A 15,091-nucleotide genomic window follows, 5' to 3' on the forward strand; every position below is an offset into this window, starting at 1 on the left:
CTACGCGGGCAGAGTGTCGGTCCACTCGGCGTTGATCGTGGCGCCGGCGGGGTCGGCCACCTTGGCCACCGCCCCGTCCATGGTGACGAACACCGACGTCCTGTTCACCCGCCCGGTCGCCGGATCGACGACGAGCCGCTCGCCGTTGGGCAGCGACAGGCCAAGCCCGCCCGGTACCGTGCCGAGGTTCTCGACACCTGGATAGCCGGCGATCACGCGGAAGGCCGTGGCCCGGACCTCCGGCGTGGCCGGCAGTGTGGACACCAGTGAGATCAACGACTGGAAGCCTGCCTGTTCCCGATCGCTCGCGGTGAACTCGCCCGCACTCGTCCTGGCGTCGCTACGCTCCAGGGCCTCGGCGATCCAAGCCTTCAACGCATCCGGGGCCGTCGGCAGGGTACGCAACTGCTCGAGGGTCAGATCGACCGCGACCAGCGAGAACGGGTTGGCTGAATGCGCCTTCAGCGGCGTGACCTTGCCACCTGTCTTCGCTCCCCGCATCCACGACTGACCGTCCGGCTTGATCCAGTACTCGTACTCACTCGAAGCAGCAACGCCGTGCGCCACAGTCACCTTCACGTGCCAGTAGGTGCCAGTTCCCTCGGGGGATCGCTCAGCGGCGGTGGCGGCCACGAGCAGGACCTCCTGGCCACTGATCGTTCGCCCCGCCGGACCGTCGACCGGTGCGGCGGGCATGACCGCGATCGCCACAGCGGCAGCGGCCGCCGTGAGCCCGGCCCCCGCGATCAGCCGGCCGGTCCGCCGCCGGGAGACCCGGCCGCCGCGGATCCGGTTCTGGAGCCGGTGCCGGCTGCGGTCGACCACGTCCTGGGGCGGCTCGTCCACGGCCAGCGCGGCGCGCAATGTCTGCAGGTCATTCATCGAGTGCCTCCGGAGTGAGGATGGAGTTGAGCTTCTTGCGTGCGCGGCTGAGCCGGGAACCGACCGTGCCGGAAGAAATGCCGAGCGCCGCGGCCACTTCCTCGTACCCGAGCTGGCCGAGCGCCACGAGCAGGAGCACGTCGCGTTCCCCGGCGGACAGCCGGGACAGCGCCTTCGCGAGTTGAGGAAGCAGCCGCCGGGCGGCCACCGACGCGACCACCCTGCTCTCGTGTCCCTCGGCCACTGGCGCGACGCCCGCCCGTGCCAGCGCGCGATAGTGGCGAGCCTCCCGGCGGCGATGCCTGGCCACCAGATTCGTGGCGATGCCGAACAGCCAGACCCGCACCTCACCGCGTTCGGCATCGAACGTGCCGCGCCGGTCGAACGCGACGAGGAACGTCTCCGCGGCGATGTCCTCCGCGGTCTGCGCGTCCAGACGACCGGCCGCATACCGATAGATGGCCGCGAAGTAGCGATCGTGCACTTCGGTGAACAGTTCCGGGTCCTGCGGCAACCGGGCGGCCAGGTCGGCGTCGGTCACCTGCTCGCCCGTCCCCGCTGTCATATGTCCGCCTCTGACATGTGGGTCCTTCCCGTCGGCAGTCGGCTTTCACCATCACTTCGCCGCCGGCCGGTTTCTTCTTCCCACTGAACTGTCACGTGCCGCCGTCGCAGAGGCGCGCCGGCGTTTGTCAGAGGACACGCCCGAACAGTTCCAGCGCATGAGCCGTGACGACATCGGGCCGATCGTCCGCGAGGTAATGACCCGCGCCGTCGACGACATGGCCGGCCAGGTCGTCCGCCCGGTCACCGTGGACGTCGAGCATCCCTGGCCGGACCCCTCGATCGGCGCCGCCCACGAGCGCCACGGTCGGGATCGTGAGCCGCCGCTTGCGGTAGACGCCCGAGGAGAAGCGCCCCATCTCGGGGAGGATGAGGTTTCGATACAGCGCCGAGCCGGCCTCGGGATGCCGCGGTTCGTGCAGGCGCGTGGTGAAGACAGCCAGATCTTCGTCGGTAATCGACTCGGCCGTGGCAAAACCACCGCGCAGCAGGTGGCGGGCGAGCCGGTCGGTGGCCAGGGCCCACGGCCCCAGGCGTGGCGTGGCGACAACCGGCTGGAACCACAACTGCGGGATACCGGCCAGCATGTACGGCTTGAAACGCAGGTAGGGGTGCGGGCCGAGGCACAGGAAAGCCGCGATCCGTTCCGGGTGGTCGAAGCAGAGCCGGAACCCGACGAAGGCACTGAAGTCATGTGCGACGAGGCCGACCCGGCGCCGGCCGAGCCGGTCCAGCAACGCGAGCACGTCGGCGAGGACTTCCTTCACGGAGTACCCCTGAGCCGGGGCGTCCGTCCAGCCCGCGCCGCGCAGGTCCGGCGCGATCACCCGGTAGTGCTCGGCGAGCGGAAGAATGACCTTGCGCCACTCCCACCAATGCTGCGGGAAGCCATGCAAGAGCAGGACCGTCGGGGCATCTGGTCGGCCGGCCTCGGCGACGTGCATCCGCAGACCGGTAGAGAGCGTCAGGAACGCATGGCTCACGCCGGGGAGCCGCGGCAGATCTGACGGCTCCGGCGGGTCCGGCTCGCCGGATCCGCGAGGTGGGTCATGCGTATTCGCCACGAGACGGTTGTACTCCCTTTCCGCGCCATTCACCATGGGGCTTCTCACGTTCGGGTGTTCACGATCCAGCGTTGAAGGAGAACCTGATACAGGGCCGGAAGACGTGACGTTTCCGAACCCGGATCGAGTCGGAAAGAACCTGACCATATCGACAGCGCCCGGCGCGACTACCACCTATCCGTATGACGGCACGCCTTATTGCGCTATACGGGAATTCCGGTTGCCGTCTCCGCGCCCGAAACGCCATGCTGCGACCATGATCCAGGCACGGATTGGCTCCGGCCATGACTTTCTGCGACTGACGGCTGATGGCTCCGACGACGGTGCGCCACAGTACTTGCTGGCCGAGCTACAGCTCCACGGCTTGTCCGCGTCAGTTCAGGTCGTGCACCACTATGCGACCGGGTTCGCCGATCTCGCGGAGTTCTTCCAACAGCATGTGAACGACTGGCGTGGATGGGACGGAGTCCGAACCTGGGAGTCGCTCGAAAGGGACCTGAAAATCGACGCGTCCCACCAGCACGGCCACGTGCAGCTACGGGTCACCATCCAGAGGTTTCGACCCGACTGGGGAAACGTCGGCTGGACCGCGACCGGTGACTTGACGATCGAGCCCGGTGAGCAACTGTCGCAGATCGCCCAAGAGGTCAAGGTGCTGGCGACCGGCTCATGACAGTTCCCTTCACATGCGCTCAGAGGCGGCGACCCGTGGCCGCTTCCCACCATTCGGCGTGCCAGGCCTCCTGTTCCGCGACACTCACGATTTGGTCGAGTTCCGCATCGGCCAGCGTATCGACGAGGTCCTCTCCCGAAGGCTTTTCGCCGGTACGCAGCACGTAGGTCCGCATCCCGCCGCCCATATCCCTGCACATGCCGCTCGGGTAGGTGTCGCGGCGGGCGCCTTGAACTGCGATCGCCCAGCCCCCAGGTTCCAGCTGACGACGCAGGCGGACGAGCGACTCGAACATGTCCTCGGCAGTGGCCGTAAACCGGTCACCGTCGAGGAAGAGCTCGATCCGATAGAGCGGCCTTGGCCCGTCGTAACCGTCCAGCCAGCCCCGCAGCCGCGCTCGTCGCCCCTCACCGGCACGCGCCACCGACACTTCTCGGTCTTCCAGCAGCCTCGGGTAGTCGCTCACCCTCCCATTCAATCAGCCGCGGCGGCGCTCGTGTCCCAGCCTGAACGAACAGCCATGACTGGCCCGTTCACTCTCCGCGTAAATCCGATCACGCTCTCGCCGCCATTCGAACGTCAGTTCGACTATGATCATGGACATGACCACAACTCTCGCTTATAACCCGAAAGCCGCTCGCTTTCTTGACGCCGCGTTCGACGAAGAGCTTTCGCTTCGGCGGACGCAGGGACGTCAGGTACGAGCGTTAGCCGATTTCGCCGCTCGCGGCGGATCACGAAGATCCGTGACCGAGGAGGTCGCCTTGCGCTTCTCGGTCACCCGCAATCACGCTTTCCTGCTCGTCGAGACGTCCTGCGCCCTCGTCGCCCGCCTGCCGAACACGCTGGCGGCTTTGGAGCGTGGTGATATCGACCTATATAAGGCTTCCAAGGTCATGCAGTTGACCAGAGAGGTGTCGGACGAAGTCGCGGCACAGGTCGACGCCTGGCTGACCAAACGTCTCGCCGACCGTGATCCCGGAGCGATCCGGGGTTCGGTGAGACGTGCCGTGCAGAAATTCGATCCCGACGGCTACCGCGAACGAGCGGCCAAGAAACGCGCGTTGCGGCATATCTCGTTGGAACACGACGACGAGACCATGTCCACACTCTCCGGCCACCTTCCCACGGAAGTCGCCGGTTCCATCTACGCCTCGATGAGCCGCGCCGCGCGCTCCCGGCGGAACAAGGACAAATCCCGGACGCTCGACCAGCATCGCGCCGATATCTTCGCCGAACGGCTGCTGGCCGAGAACGGTCGGGGCAAGCCACGTGCCCACATCCATGTCTATGTCGACTTCTTGACACTCGTCGGTGCGCGCGACGATCCCGCGACACTGGCCGGGTACGGCCCCATCCCCGACTGGCTGGTCCGCGAAATCGCCTCCGACCCCGGGTCCACCTGGTCCCGGCTGATCACCGACTCCGCCACGGGCCAACTGCTCGAGGCGGGCGGCGACAAGTATCGGTCACCGGCGTCCTTGGCCCGCTTGATCAAGGCGAGGGATCGCGAGTGCACCCAACCAGGCTGTCACCTGCCGGCCGAGGTCTCCGAGATCGACCATATCGTCCCGCGGGCTCGCAACGGAAAGACCAATCACCACAACTGTCATATCCACTGCAAGAACCACAACCTGCTCAAAGAGGAGCCCGGATGGTCGGCCGTGCCCACCGGCGACGGCGGCATGATCATCACCACGCCGAGCGGCCATACCTACGAGACGGCGCCAGAGCCGTTCCACGAACCGCGCACAGGGCCCGAGGACGACGAAGCTCAGACCTGAGCCCGTGTCCCCAAAGCCTTCAAGACCGCCCTGACCACCCGACGGGAAGGATCCTCGACCATCGACCTCACCGAATCGACCGGAACGGAGTCCAGAATCCGAAGGGCCCCAACGGCTTGAGCTCGCACTCTGGCCGCAGGGTGGCTCAGCAACGGATGCAGCAACTGCCCGTCCTCTTGCCGCCCCGACTCGGCGAGTCCCGCGATGGTGCCCAAGGAAGGGTTCGCAATGGATATGGCCGACCGGTACCAGTCGACGGCGTCGACGCCCGTACGCCGGCTTCCTTCCCGAAGATCACTCGGCGATCTTCCCCGATCCACCGCCCACCCGCGCTCATCCTTTTCGCGGGTAGACGCCCGATGGCGGAACGCGTAGGAACAAGAGAATGGCTGAGGAAAGGTCCAGACGAGTTTTCCTGTCCACGTCGGCCGCGCTCTCGGCGGCCGCCCTGTCATCCGCAACGCTCGCACCGAGCGCCGGCGCCGAAGAATCCGGCGAACGCCTCACCCCACAACGACCGGACGCGGAACTCCGAGCGATCCTCCGGGAGATAGACGAACACCGCATCGAAGCCACCGTACGCAGACTCGCGGCCTTCGGAACCCGGCACACGTTGTCCTCGCAGACCGACGCTGTCCGGGGAATCGGCGCCGCCCGCGACTGGATCCTCGCGGAGATGACGAAATCCGCGGAGCGGTCGGGCGGCCGGATGACGGTCGAGGCACAGTCGTACCTCCAGCAGCCCGCTCCACCGCGGATCCCGGTCGCGACCACCATCACCAACGTCGTCGCCACCTTGCGCGGCTCCACCACCCCGGAACGGGTCTACGTCGTGTCCGGTCACTACGACTCAAGGTGTTCGGATCCACTCGACGCGACGAAGGACGCGCCGGGCGCCGACGACGACGCCTCCGGAGTGGCCGTCGCGATGGAGCTCGCCCGGGTGCTCGCCACTCGCCGTCCGGCCGCGACCATCGTGTTCGCCGCGGTCGCCGGTGAGGAACAGGGCTTGTTCGGCGCACGTCACATGGCCACACTGTTCAAGACGGCCGGAACGAACGTGCAGGCGATGTTCACCAACGACATCGTCGGTTCGAGCCGGGCGGACGACGGAACGCGGGACCCGCGCACGATCCGGTTGTTCGCCGAGGGCGTGCCGACGTCGGAAACCCCGGCACAGGCCGACATCCGGCGCGCGGTCGGCGGGGAGAACGATTCGCCCTCCCGTCAGCTGGCTCGGTTCGTACGCTCGGTCGCGGACAACGAAGCGACCGGCATGACCGTACGGGTGATCCACCGGCGCGACCGCTACCTCCGCGGCGGCGACCACATCCCGTTCCTGGAGCAGGGGTATCCCGCCGCGCGGTTCACCGAACCGCACGAGGACTACGCCCATCAGCACCAGGACGTCCGGGTGGAGAACGGTAAGCGGTTCGGCGATCTGCCCGAGTTCTGCGACTTCCCGTTCATCGCCAGGGTCGCGCGGGTGAACGCCGCGACGATGTGGTCGCTGGCGACCGCGCCCGGCACCCCCGAAGACGTCCGGATCCGGACGAACCGGCTGACGAACGAGACGGATCTGGTGTGGCGGCGCGGAACGGACCCGGACCTCGCCGGCTACGAGGTCGTCTGGCGGGAGACGACGGCGGCCGACTGGACGCACGTCGTCAGGGTCGGCGACACGACCGAGGCTAAAGTGGATCTGTCGAAGGACAATGTGTTCTTCGGTGTCCGCGCGGTCGGGAAGAACGGCCATCGCGGTCCGGTCGCGTTTCCGACACCCTTGAGTCGAGGGTCGCTGAGTTGAGGGTCGCTGAGCTGATGCCACGATGACAGTCACCTCCGATGACCTCGACGCCGCGATCACGAGCGTGGTCGGTGAACTACGCCAGGCGTCGGGCCGTGACTGGTCGGCGGCGTCGGGCACCGGCGACCTGAACGCCTGGCGCACGGCCGAACACCTCGGCGACTGCCTGATCTCCTATGCGGGCCTGCTGATCGCGCGGCCGTCGACACCGCGTTTCGTCTGCTTCGAATCCGTCGCCGACCAGGCCGCGACTCCGGCGGAGATGCTGGAGTTCGTCACGGTCGCCGGCGGCATCCTGGGTGCCACGCTCCGCACGGTGGCCCCGGACGTCCGCGCGTACCACCCGAGCGGCCACGCCGACCTCGAAGGTTTCGCCGGGATGGGCTGCGTCGAAGTCCTGGTCCACGGCGAGGACATGGCCAGGGGGCTCGAAGTCACCCTCGACCCGCCGCGCGACGTCTGTTCGCGAGTGCTCGCCCGGATGTTCCCGGATGTCGACGTCACCGGTGTCGATCCCTGGACGGCGTTGCTGTGGGCGACGGACCGGACGGAGCTACCGGGACGGCCGTCGCGCGCCGGGTGGCAATGGCGAGGCACTCCGCTCGACGATCCACCGTTCAGCGAGGCCTGAAGGCCACCACAGCGGCCTGGTCGCCGTTCCGCCACGCCACGGCGGCCTCGTCGACCGGCCCGGCCTTCAAGGCCCGCAGATGCCACTCGGCGGGCGGATGCCATTCCGCCGAAGACGAATCGCCGAACAGCCGAGCCCGTTCCACCACGGCCGGTCCCAGCACGGGATCCGCCGCGACCTGAGCCCACCAGGCGCCCCAAGAGCCGTCGTCGCTCGCGGACGCCACGGCTTCCCCATCCGGCATGTCGTCCACATTCGCCACGAAACCGCCCGCCCGCACCAGCCCGGCGAGTTCGGCGTACAACGCCGTCAGCCGGTCCGGCGGCAGGTAGTGCAACGCCATGATCGCCAGAACGGCGTCGTAACCGCTGTGCGGCAACAAGGCGACCCAGCCCGGATCACGCAGATCGGCCCGGATCACCTCCACCGAAGACGGCAGCGACGCGCGAGCGATCGCCAGCATCACCGGGTCGAGATCGACCAGCGTGACCTCCGCCTCGGGAAAACGGGCAAGCAGACGGGAACAGAGAGTGCCCGTGCCGCCACCCACGTCCAGCACCCTCGGCGTCCGCCCGTCGCAGCGCGCCGCGATCAGTTCGATCATCCGCTCGATCGCCTGCTCACGTCCTGGCTGATACCGCGCCATGAGGCGATCCCAGCCATCACTCCAGTCCCCAGTCGTCATATCGGCAATGATAATCGATATCACTTGGTGCGCACTGTGTCGCGGACCGTCTCCGGGTAGTAAGCGAGGTACGGCCGATCGGCGCAACTTGGCCCTTGACGCGTTTGTCACGCCGGAGCGCGGGAACTTTTCCGGCATGTCCAGATGGCGAACCACCAGTAGGAGCAACACCGCCGTACGCGTCATCACCGGCATCGGCGCGCTGTTCGCTTTCATCGAGCTGCTGTACATGGTGATGGTGCTCGCGGGTGCCAACGCGGGCAACGGTTTCTTCATCTTCATCCAGGCGCTGGCCAGGCCGCTGGCGTTGTTCTGGCCGGGTCTCTTCCCGGTGAGTGACCCGAATCTCGCGGTCATCCTCGACTACGGTCTGGCCGCGGCGTTCTGGGTGATCCTGGCGGGCGTCATCGCCCGTTTCGCGGCCCGCTGACCCCCTGCGGCGGCGATCGGCGTCCCGTTCGGCGACACTGGACGGATGAGCGACGGCAGATGGTTCGACCTGAACCCGCTTCCCGAGCTGTTCGGCCTGGCCGCCGCCGGGCGGGCGCTGTTGCCGAACGTGCCCGTGACCCCGGCCGCGATCCTGAAGACCGTGACCGAGCAGCTGGTCGGGCGCAGGCTGACGGCCAAGGTGGACGGGCACGACGTCGGCCTCACCCTGACCGGGCTCGACTACCATACCGACAGCCTCAGTCTGGCCGCCACCGGCCGGGTCGGCGACGTCCGGATCGTCGTCGAGGACGTCGACTGGCCGGAAACCCCGCTGGAACGCATCACCGTCTTGGCGTCGAACGTGCGCCTTCGCTCACTCCCCTCCCCTGCCGCCATCCCCGAACAGGTGAAGATGGCGATCCGGGTATCGCCGGAAGTCCTCCAGGCGCGCGTGGCCGAGGTCCGGCCGGGCATCATCGTGACCCCCGGCGACGACGGGCATTTCCACATCCGCTGGGAAAAGCGGCCCCGCTGGGGACATCTCGCCCTTGAGTCCACTGTGGAGCACGACGCCGTCGTCCTCCGGCCGATGTCCGTCCACATCGGACGCCGCCGGTTCGGCCCGCCGTCCCGGCTGAAGCCGATCGTGCTGCCACTGCCCGAACTCCCGCAAGGGATCCGGCTCACCGCGGTCGAGGCGCACGACGGTCACCTGGTCCTGCACGCGCTGGCCGAGGAATGGCCGGAGAAGCTGTCCACCATTCCGCTCGGCGACCTGCTGGGCTGGGTGACGACGGCCGTGACCACGTTGACCCTGCCGAGACTCGGCGGACGGTGACCGGCGATGGCCCTCGCCACGGTGACGAGGGCCATCATTCGATCAGCTGTGCAACGCGCCCTGCGCGACACGCACCGCGGGCGCGGCGGGCTTCGCGACGGACGCGGCGGCGGTATCCGCCTCCGCGAGGGCGGACGACCGCACGAGACCGGTCTTCGTGCCGCACGCCTTCTTCTTCTCGGCCGACGTCATCTTCTTGCCGACGGTCCTGGTCTGGCCAACGACACCGGGCGCCGGGCCCTCGCCGCTGAAGTTCCAGACGTACCACTGGTGGTGACCCCATCGGCGCTTGTCGTACCACATGTCGTACGAGCCGTAGCCCACGCGCATCACCGGAGAGCGGTCCAGACCCGCCCAGTAGCCCGGATTCACCTCGATCCGGGTCTCGACGTTCTCGCTGGTCTCCCAGCCCCACTCCTGGCCCCACGTGCGCTTGTAGGCCACCGTCCACTGGACGAGGAACTCGAAGCCCGCGCTCACGCTGAGCTCGTTCGACACCGTGTTCTTCCCGCTTCGGGTGTCCCGCTTGCCGATCACCTGGGTGATCTTGTTGGCACTGCAGTTGAAGACCGTGTCCACCCGGTTCCAGTCGCCGTAGAAGTCCTGGCCGCGCTGGTCGACGTGGGCGTTGCAGGTCTTGGTGGCGCGGCCGCAGTCCTTGAGCAGTTCGGCGCGGGACGGCCCGCGCGAGTACACGACGGAGCTGCCGAGGTCGTTCATGTTCGACCCGTAGTTGGCGCTGTCGTTGGCGTACCACTCCTGGGTGGCGCCCTGGTATTCGGCGTGCTCGTACATCGTGATGTAGCAGTTGTAAAAGGTCTTGAACGAGGAGACCTTGTCGTTCATCGAGCCGAGGAAGCCGATGGTCTGGTTCGTCCCCTCGACGCACGGCGATCCGGTGACGGCGACACTCGCGCCGCCGAAGTTCGCGTGTTCGTAGAGCACGCTGATCACTGTCGCGGACGCGCCGACCTCGCCCGCCGACGCCGCGGCGAGGGACTCGCCCACGCTGTCGAAGCACCGGAAAGCTCCGGTGATCGTGTCGGCGACGCAGTGCTCGTCACGTTCCGCGGCGTTCGCCGGGACGACGACGGCGAGACACATCGCCACAGCGGCCAGGAAGGCCGCCCCGAGTCTGTACTTGTGCACGTCTGAACTCCCTGGGGAAGACGGAATACCGACCATGATCGGATCGGCGTCACGAGTCCACCACGGGGAAACCGGCTTGCCCATGCAGAACGACCGGCAGACTGTTTTTCGCTTACCACTGAACGGGACCGCTAGGCCGATTCGCCGCGCTCGCGCAGATAGCGCGTGTGGTCGGCCTGTTGATGGACGTCGCCGGCGTAGAAGCGTTCCGCTATCCGGTGTGCCTCGGTCTCCAGCAGTTCCAGCTGCGCGAGGAGTTCGTCGGCCGGCCGTTTGGCCGCGAACCACCACGGCAGATTCAGGTACGTCTCCACTGAAAGCGGCAGATCCGTTCGTGCCAACCGGGTGACGGCGTGCTGGACGTCCGGGTTCGCCGCCCACCGCTCCGGCCGCGAAAGGAGGTCTTCGAGCACCTCGGCGATCCGCCGAACACCGTCCACAGAGGACTCGGGCATCCGCTGCGCCCGTTCGGTCACCTTGCCCACCAGCGATTCGAGGTCGGCCCGCAGCTGCCCGGCCTCGGCGACGGCGTCCACCGAGACGAGCCGGACCCTCTCGGGCGGCGCGAGCAGGGCGAACACCGCGTACAGCCCCGCGACGACCAGCGGCCACAACCCGCCGACGACGCCGGTCAGGTACAGGGCCAGCCCGATCAGCCCGCCGACACAACCGGCGAGGTTCTTCGTGGAGCCGAGGTACCCGATCACTGGTACCCGCGGATTTCCTGGAACACCTTGGGCAGCACGTCGCCTCGCGCGTCGAACACGTTGCCACCGGTGCGTTTCGCGACCTCGCCAAGTTCGGCGGAGTCGCCTTCGCCGAAGATCACGGTGAACACCGGGATCTGCCGCATCGCCTCCGGCAACGACGGGAACCTCAACTGGAAGTCCGAGAACTTGGCGCCGTTCGCGTTCTGCCCGTCGGTCATCAGCACGATCGAGTTGAAGCGATCGGGGTCCCGCGCGACCAAAGGTCCCATGATGTCGTACGCGCGCTGAAGACTGTCGTAAATCGCCGTGCCGCCGTTCGCGTCGAGGCCCTCGGCGAAACGCTTGATCTTGTCCAACGCGGGTTGTGGATCGCCTTCCGGGACGGTGAACGTCTCCGGACTGCCGGGCACGGTGTCGAACGGCAGCATCGTGACCTCCTCACGGCTGCGGAACCGGCGGTACCGCCCGGTCAGCGAACCGTCGGCGCCGGTCAGCCCGATCAGTGCGGCGCGCAGGGACTCGATCCGGTCGCCCGACATGGAACCGGAGGTGTCGAGCACGTACAGCGTCCGCGACGGCCGCCGGATCTTGTCGAAGTAGGCGCCCAGCAACGCGTCGACCGCTTGCTGCGTCGCGGGGAACGGCAGCTCGACGAGATCCTTTCGCGCGAACTGCTGCCCCAGCCCGACCCCCGGCACGACCGGACGGCGTTGTGTGGTCTCCATGATCTTGCGCTGGGTGTCCGGCGTCCGCAGCCGTTCGGCGAGCTTGCGGTGCGCGTCCCGCGCGTCGGAATTCGCGCTCTGCAACAAAGTCAGCGGATAGTCGGCGGTGACGACACCGTCGGAGGGATACACCAGCGTCAGCGGTTCGGGCAGTTTTCCGCTCGCGTTCATCGACAACAGGACGGACTCGTAGTTGATCAGGCCGTCGACCTTCTTGCCGGGATCCTGGCCGCTCGCCCGTCGTTGGTAGGCCTCGGAAAGCCAGCCCGACGAGCCCGCGGACATCGCCTGCGCACTGAAGAACTCGGTCAGTTTCGGGGTGACGGAAGCGATCTGCTGAGCGTCGATCGCGTTGCCCGCCCCCGCGAGCGCCGACGCCACCCCGACGAGCGCCGAGAAACCGGAGTTCGACGCGGACGGGTCGGTCATGCCATAGGTGAAGGCCTTCTTCCCGGCCTGCTCGGCGATCTCACCCCAGCCCACCGGCCGTCCGGTCCAGCCGAGCCGTTGCGCCGCCGACGCGGACAGGCCGAGCACCACCGGCGAGCTCATGATCTTCACCTGCTCGCCCAACCGTTCGGCTGCCTCCGGAACCGCCGCCGGATACCGGTTCGACGAGAACCAGACGGCGTCGTACTGACCGTCCACCTTGCCGTTCGCCAACGACTCGGTGCCTTCCAACGTCCCGGTGAACTGGAACTTGACCTTGACGCCGGTCGCCGCCGCCTCCTGTTCCAGCAGCGGCCGCAGATCGGCCAATTCGCTGCCCGCGAGCACCCGCAGGGTGCCTGCCTCGGCCTCTCCCAGCCCCGTCCCGCCTTCGCTCGAATCGCAGGAAACCAGTGACAGCGCGCAGATCGCCGCCACCGTGAGCACAGCCCAGCGTTTCACGATGCCCCCTCGGCCGCCGCCGTCTCGTGTGACCGGCGCAGATGGTCTTCGGCCCGCCGGATCTCCCCGGACAGCGCCTCCACGGTCGCCGCCATCGTCGAGACGGCCCCCGCCTTGAACTCGTCGATCGCGTCGATGCTCCGGTAGATCCGCTCGAACGACTCACGGATCGTCGCCACCGCCACCGCCGGATCGCTGCCCGCACGCTGGATCTCGGCGCTGCGCAGTTCCAGTATTTCGGCGTTGGCCCTGATCAGGCCGTCGGTCGTGGCTTGCACGGCCTGGATCTCGTCGAGGACGTCGCGTTGCCCGGCGAGTGCCCCACTCACCACCAGCGCGACCCGCAGCGCCGCGACCGTGGTCGACACCGCCCGCTCGATCCCGCGGATCAGCTCGTCGTTGTTGCGCCGCACCAGATCCAGCGCCAGGTAACCCTGCGCGCTGACGGCGAGCTGGGTCAGCAGATCCTGGTGTCGATGCCGGATCGGATGCACCGCGTCCGCCCGCAAGGCCTTGGCCCGCGCGGGGTCGGTGAAGTCGAAGATCCCGGCTTGGCGGTCGACGGCCGTGTCGACGGCTTCGGCGAACGCGGCCGCTTCCGAGAGCTTGCCGAGCGTCGCCCACAGACGTTCTCGTTCACCCTTGAGCGCGGCGTTCTCCCGTCGCAGCTGGTCTTGTCGCGCACGCAGGTCCAGCACGAGCGCGTTCACCGGCTCGTTCGCCGCGCGATAGCGGTCCAGAGCCTTCTTCGCGCTGCCCGCGACCGGGATCAGCCCCATCAGCTTGCGGCCGGTGATCGGCAGTTTCGCCGGATCGATCTCCGCCACGGCCCGCCGGAGCCCGGCCAGGCTGACCGTCGCCTGGTGCTGTGGCGATCCGATTTCCGTGAGCGCCCGCGTCGACCGGTCCAGCAGCGCACCGGCGACGGTCGCCGCCGCGCGCATGTCGGACTCGCCGACCGCGAGCAGTTCGTCCAGGACGCGTGTGAAGTCCGGCGACCGGACGTCGAGCGCTTCGAGACGCCAGGCGAACCCCTCCGCGCGCTTCGTGACTGCGGCGTGGACTTCCGGCGCGAGGGTGACCAGGCCGGCCGCCCGCTCGGCCGGGATCGCCTCCACCGGTTCGGGTGGAGTGAGCGTGAAATCGTCCATCAGTACTGCTTCTTCACCGCGTCGAGCAGACGCTCCAGCGTTTCGTACGACGGCGGCTCGACGGCGTCCACCAGATCCGCGGGCACCGGCGCCTTGGCCGCGGCGACGACGTCGGCGAACAACCGCGGATCCCCGGTACGGAAACCGAACGTCGCGGCGAGTTTCCCCAGCTCCGGGTCGGTCGCGAGCAGCCTGCCGACCTGGTCGCCGTTCGGTTTCAGCGGCACGAGCGTGTGCTTGGAGTACACCGTCGGCGCGGTGTAGAGCAGCCGCATGTCCGGCCGGATCGACCCGTCGGCGCGCACCAGCCGGTCGACGAACTGCGACTCGTAGATCAGCGCCATCGGCGTCTTGCCCATCCCCGCCGCGAGGTAGTCCTCGAACGGGCCTTCGGTGCTGTTCTGCGTGTACCCCTGGTCGATGAACAGCTTCGACACCGCGGGCAGCACCTTCGCCTCGGCTTCCGGCGTGCTGACGACGTTGTTCCCGTTGGCGACGAACGAGACGATCGACAGGTACATCGCCGCCGAGTTCGATTCGCGCGGGTCCGTGGTCGTGACCAGCACGTTCTTGCGCGCGGGGAACGCGGTGTTGCCGGGAAGCTGGTCCCAGCGCGTGCCCTTCTGGGCGGCTTCGAGGTACTTCGCGATGTCGAGCACCTGATACTCGCCGGCGCCTTTGCGCACGATCCCGTTGGCGCTCAGGAGGTTCACGATCGGCTCGAAGGTCGCGACCGCCATCGGCGACTGGAACGGCGTGTGCACACCGGTCACCTGGTGATCGCGCTGGATCCGCTGCGCGGCGGGCGACGAGGACGGGAACGCGAACTCGTACTTCCCGAGGTCCATGCTCGCGATCTGCCGCGAGCCCGCGGTGTCGACCTCGACCTTCAGCCCGTGCTTCGCGAACGCGTCCGCCACCCGTTTGTCGGAGAAGAAGGCGAGCTTCTCCGAACCGATGACCCCGCGCACCGTGGTCAGATCCGTGCCCTGCGCGGTGTTCTCGTCACCGTCCCGGCCCCAGACGATCACCGCGGCCACGGCCAGCAGCAGCACCACGGCCAGACCGATCGACAGACGGCGTTTCACCGGCCAACCCCCTCGTT

16 protein-coding genes are annotated in these 15,091 nt (G+C 67.8%); 6 read left to right on the forward strand and 10 right to left on the reverse strand.

Annotation, left to right across the window (positions count from 1 at the left end; all coding sequences use genetic code 11):
• The 3 genes from ACSMFO_RS15115 to ACSMFO_RS15125 form a co-directional block, all read right to left on the reverse strand.
• Positions 1-882: a CU044_5270 family protein gene (locus ACSMFO_RS15115; RefSeq protein WP_436459062.1), complete on the reverse strand. Its 882-nt coding sequence runs from the start codon at positions 880-882 to the stop codon at positions 1-3.
• Positions 875-1,447, reverse strand: coding sequence for an RNA polymerase sigma factor (locus ACSMFO_RS15120; protein WP_436459063.1), 573 nt, complete (start codon positions 1,445-1,447; stop codon positions 875-877). Before ACSMFO_RS15120 ends, ACSMFO_RS15115 begins: the two co-directional genes overlap by 8 nt.
• Positions 1,448-1,574: 127 nt before the next feature.
• Positions 1,575-2,546, reverse strand: a complete 972-nt coding sequence (locus tag ACSMFO_RS15125) for an alpha/beta fold hydrolase (protein WP_436459064.1) — start codon at positions 2,544-2,546, stop codon at positions 1,575-1,577.
• Positions 2,547-2,766: 220 nt separating this feature from the next.
• On the opposite strand from ACSMFO_RS15125, the gene ACSMFO_RS15130 reads away from it, so the two are divergent.
• Positions 2,767-3,183, forward strand: coding sequence for a DUF6228 family protein (locus ACSMFO_RS15130; RefSeq protein ID WP_436459065.1), 417 nt, complete (start codon positions 2,767-2,769; stop codon positions 3,181-3,183).
• A gap of 19 nt (positions 3,184-3,202) precedes the next feature.
• On the opposite strand, the gene ACSMFO_RS15135 is transcribed toward ACSMFO_RS15130, so the two are convergent.
• Complete coding sequence (locus ACSMFO_RS15135; protein ID WP_436459066.1) at positions 3,203-3,649, reverse strand: hypothetical protein; 447 nt, start codon at positions 3,647-3,649, stop codon at positions 3,203-3,205.
• A 124-nt stretch (positions 3,650-3,773) separates the two neighbouring features.
• On the opposite strand from ACSMFO_RS15135, the gene ACSMFO_RS15140 reads away from it, so the two are divergent.
• The 3 genes from ACSMFO_RS15140 (at position 3,774) to ACSMFO_RS15150 (ending at position 7,405) form a co-directional block, all read left to right on the forward strand.
• Entirely contained in the window at positions 3,774-4,967 is a 1,194-nt protein-coding gene (locus ACSMFO_RS15140) for a DUF222 domain-containing protein (protein ID WP_436459067.1), read from the forward strand.
• A 385-nt stretch (positions 4,968-5,352) separates the two neighbouring features.
• Positions 5,353-6,774, forward strand: a complete 1,422-nt coding sequence (locus ACSMFO_RS15145) for a M20/M25/M40 family metallo-hydrolase (protein ID WP_436459068.1) — start codon at positions 5,353-5,355, stop codon at positions 6,772-6,774.
• Positions 6,775-6,796: 22 nt separating this feature from the next.
• Positions 6,797-7,405 carry a hypothetical protein gene (locus tag ACSMFO_RS15150; RefSeq protein ID WP_436459069.1) on the forward strand — a complete coding sequence of 203 codons (609 nt, stop codon included), beginning with the start codon at positions 6,797-6,799 and terminating at the stop codon, positions 7,403-7,405.
• Here ACSMFO_RS15150 and ACSMFO_RS15155 read toward each other — a convergent pair.
• Entirely contained in the window at positions 7,392-8,090 is a 699-nt protein-coding gene (locus ACSMFO_RS15155; protein WP_436459070.1) for a class I SAM-dependent methyltransferase, read from the reverse strand. The genes ACSMFO_RS15150 and ACSMFO_RS15155 overlap by 14 nt on opposite strands.
• 136 nt (positions 8,091-8,226) lie before the next feature.
• Here ACSMFO_RS15155 and ACSMFO_RS15160 point away from each other — a divergent pair, with 136 nt between their 5' ends.
• Together ACSMFO_RS15160 and ACSMFO_RS15165 are read left to right on the forward strand one after the other, a co-directional pair.
• Positions 8,227-8,520, forward strand: a complete 294-nt coding sequence (locus ACSMFO_RS15160; protein WP_360122269.1) for a hypothetical protein — start codon at positions 8,227-8,229, stop codon at positions 8,518-8,520.
• A 45-nt stretch (positions 8,521-8,565) separates the two neighbouring features.
• Positions 8,566-9,360 (forward strand): LmeA family phospholipid-binding protein, encoded by a 795-nt coding sequence (locus tag ACSMFO_RS15165; RefSeq protein WP_436459071.1) that lies wholly within the window; start codon positions 8,566-8,568, stop codon positions 9,358-9,360.
• Between the two features lie 42 nt (positions 9,361-9,402).
• Here the strand turns inward: ACSMFO_RS15165 and ACSMFO_RS15170 are convergent, their stop codons facing one another.
• From ACSMFO_RS15170 to ACSMFO_RS15190, 5 genes are all read right to left on the reverse strand, one after another.
• On the reverse strand, positions 9,403-10,509 hold the full coding sequence (locus tag ACSMFO_RS15170) for a peptidase inhibitor family I36 protein (protein WP_436459072.1): 1,107 nt from the start codon (positions 10,507-10,509) through the stop codon (positions 9,403-9,405).
• A gap of 131 nt (positions 10,510-10,640) precedes the next feature.
• A complete protein-coding gene (locus ACSMFO_RS15175; RefSeq protein WP_073847773.1) occupies positions 10,641-11,216 on the reverse strand; it encodes a hypothetical protein in 576 nt (191 codons plus the stop codon).
• Positions 11,213-12,835 (reverse strand): substrate-binding domain-containing protein, encoded by a 1,623-nt coding sequence (locus ACSMFO_RS15180; RefSeq protein ID WP_436459073.1) that lies wholly within the window; start codon positions 12,833-12,835, stop codon positions 11,213-11,215. The genes ACSMFO_RS15175 and ACSMFO_RS15180 overlap by 4 nt, the downstream gene beginning before the upstream one ends.
• The gene (locus ACSMFO_RS15185; RefSeq protein ID WP_436459074.1) at positions 12,832-13,986 is read right to left on the reverse strand and encodes a toxic anion resistance protein; all 1,155 of its coding nucleotides are present in this window, start codon (positions 13,984-13,986) and stop codon (positions 12,832-12,834) included. Before ACSMFO_RS15185 ends, ACSMFO_RS15180 begins: the two co-directional genes overlap by 4 nt.
• Positions 13,986-15,074: a hypothetical protein gene (locus tag ACSMFO_RS15190; protein ID WP_037346518.1), complete on the reverse strand. Its 1,089-nt coding sequence runs from the start codon at positions 15,072-15,074 to the stop codon at positions 13,986-13,988. The genes ACSMFO_RS15185 and ACSMFO_RS15190 overlap by 1 nt, the downstream gene beginning before the upstream one ends.
• Between the last annotated feature and the right edge of the window lie 17 nt (positions 15,075-15,091).

It is taken from the genome of Amycolatopsis sp. w19 (assembly GCF_051373225.1).
In the GTDB taxonomy this organism is placed as follows: Bacteria; Actinomycetota; Actinomycetes; order Mycobacteriales; family Pseudonocardiaceae; genus Amycolatopsis; species Amycolatopsis japonica.

Excerpts from the sequence above, each read along its gene's own strand:
- ACSMFO_RS15140 (WP_436459067.1), top strand. The coding sequence starts at position 3,774 with ATGATCATGGACATGACCACAACTCTCGCTTATAACCCGAAAGCCGCT.
- ACSMFO_RS15125 (WP_436459064.1), bottom strand. The coding sequence starts at position 2,546 with ATGGTGAATGGCGCGGAAAGGGAGTACAACCGTCTCGTGGCGAATACG.
- ACSMFO_RS15130 (WP_436459065.1), top strand. The coding sequence starts at position 2,767 with ATGATCCAGGCACGGATTGGCTCCGGCCATGACTTTCTGCGACTGACG.
- ACSMFO_RS15115 (WP_436459062.1), bottom strand. The coding sequence starts at position 882 with ATGAATGACCTGCAGACATTGCGCGCCGCGCTGGCCGTGGACGAGCCG.
- ACSMFO_RS15150 (WP_436459069.1), top strand. The coding sequence starts at position 6,797 with ATGACAGTCACCTCCGATGACCTCGACGCCGCGATCACGAGCGTGGTC.
- ACSMFO_RS15165 (WP_436459071.1), top strand. The coding sequence starts at position 8,566 with ATGAGCGACGGCAGATGGTTCGACCTGAACCCGCTTCCCGAGCTGTTC.
- ACSMFO_RS15155 (WP_436459070.1), bottom strand. The coding sequence starts at position 8,090 with ATGACGACTGGGGACTGGAGTGATGGCTGGGATCGCCTCATGGCGCGG.
- ACSMFO_RS15185 (WP_436459074.1), bottom strand. The coding sequence starts at position 13,986 with ATGGACGATTTCACGCTCACTCCACCCGAACCGGTGGAGGCGATCCCG.
- ACSMFO_RS15145 (WP_436459068.1), top strand. The coding sequence starts at position 5,353 with ATGGCTGAGGAAAGGTCCAGACGAGTTTTCCTGTCCACGTCGGCCGCG.
- ACSMFO_RS15120 (WP_436459063.1), bottom strand. The coding sequence starts at position 1,447 with ATGACAGCGGGGACGGGCGAGCAGGTGACCGACGCCGACCTGGCCGCC.
- ACSMFO_RS15160 (WP_360122269.1), top strand. The coding sequence starts at position 8,227 with ATGTCCAGATGGCGAACCACCAGTAGGAGCAACACCGCCGTACGCGTC.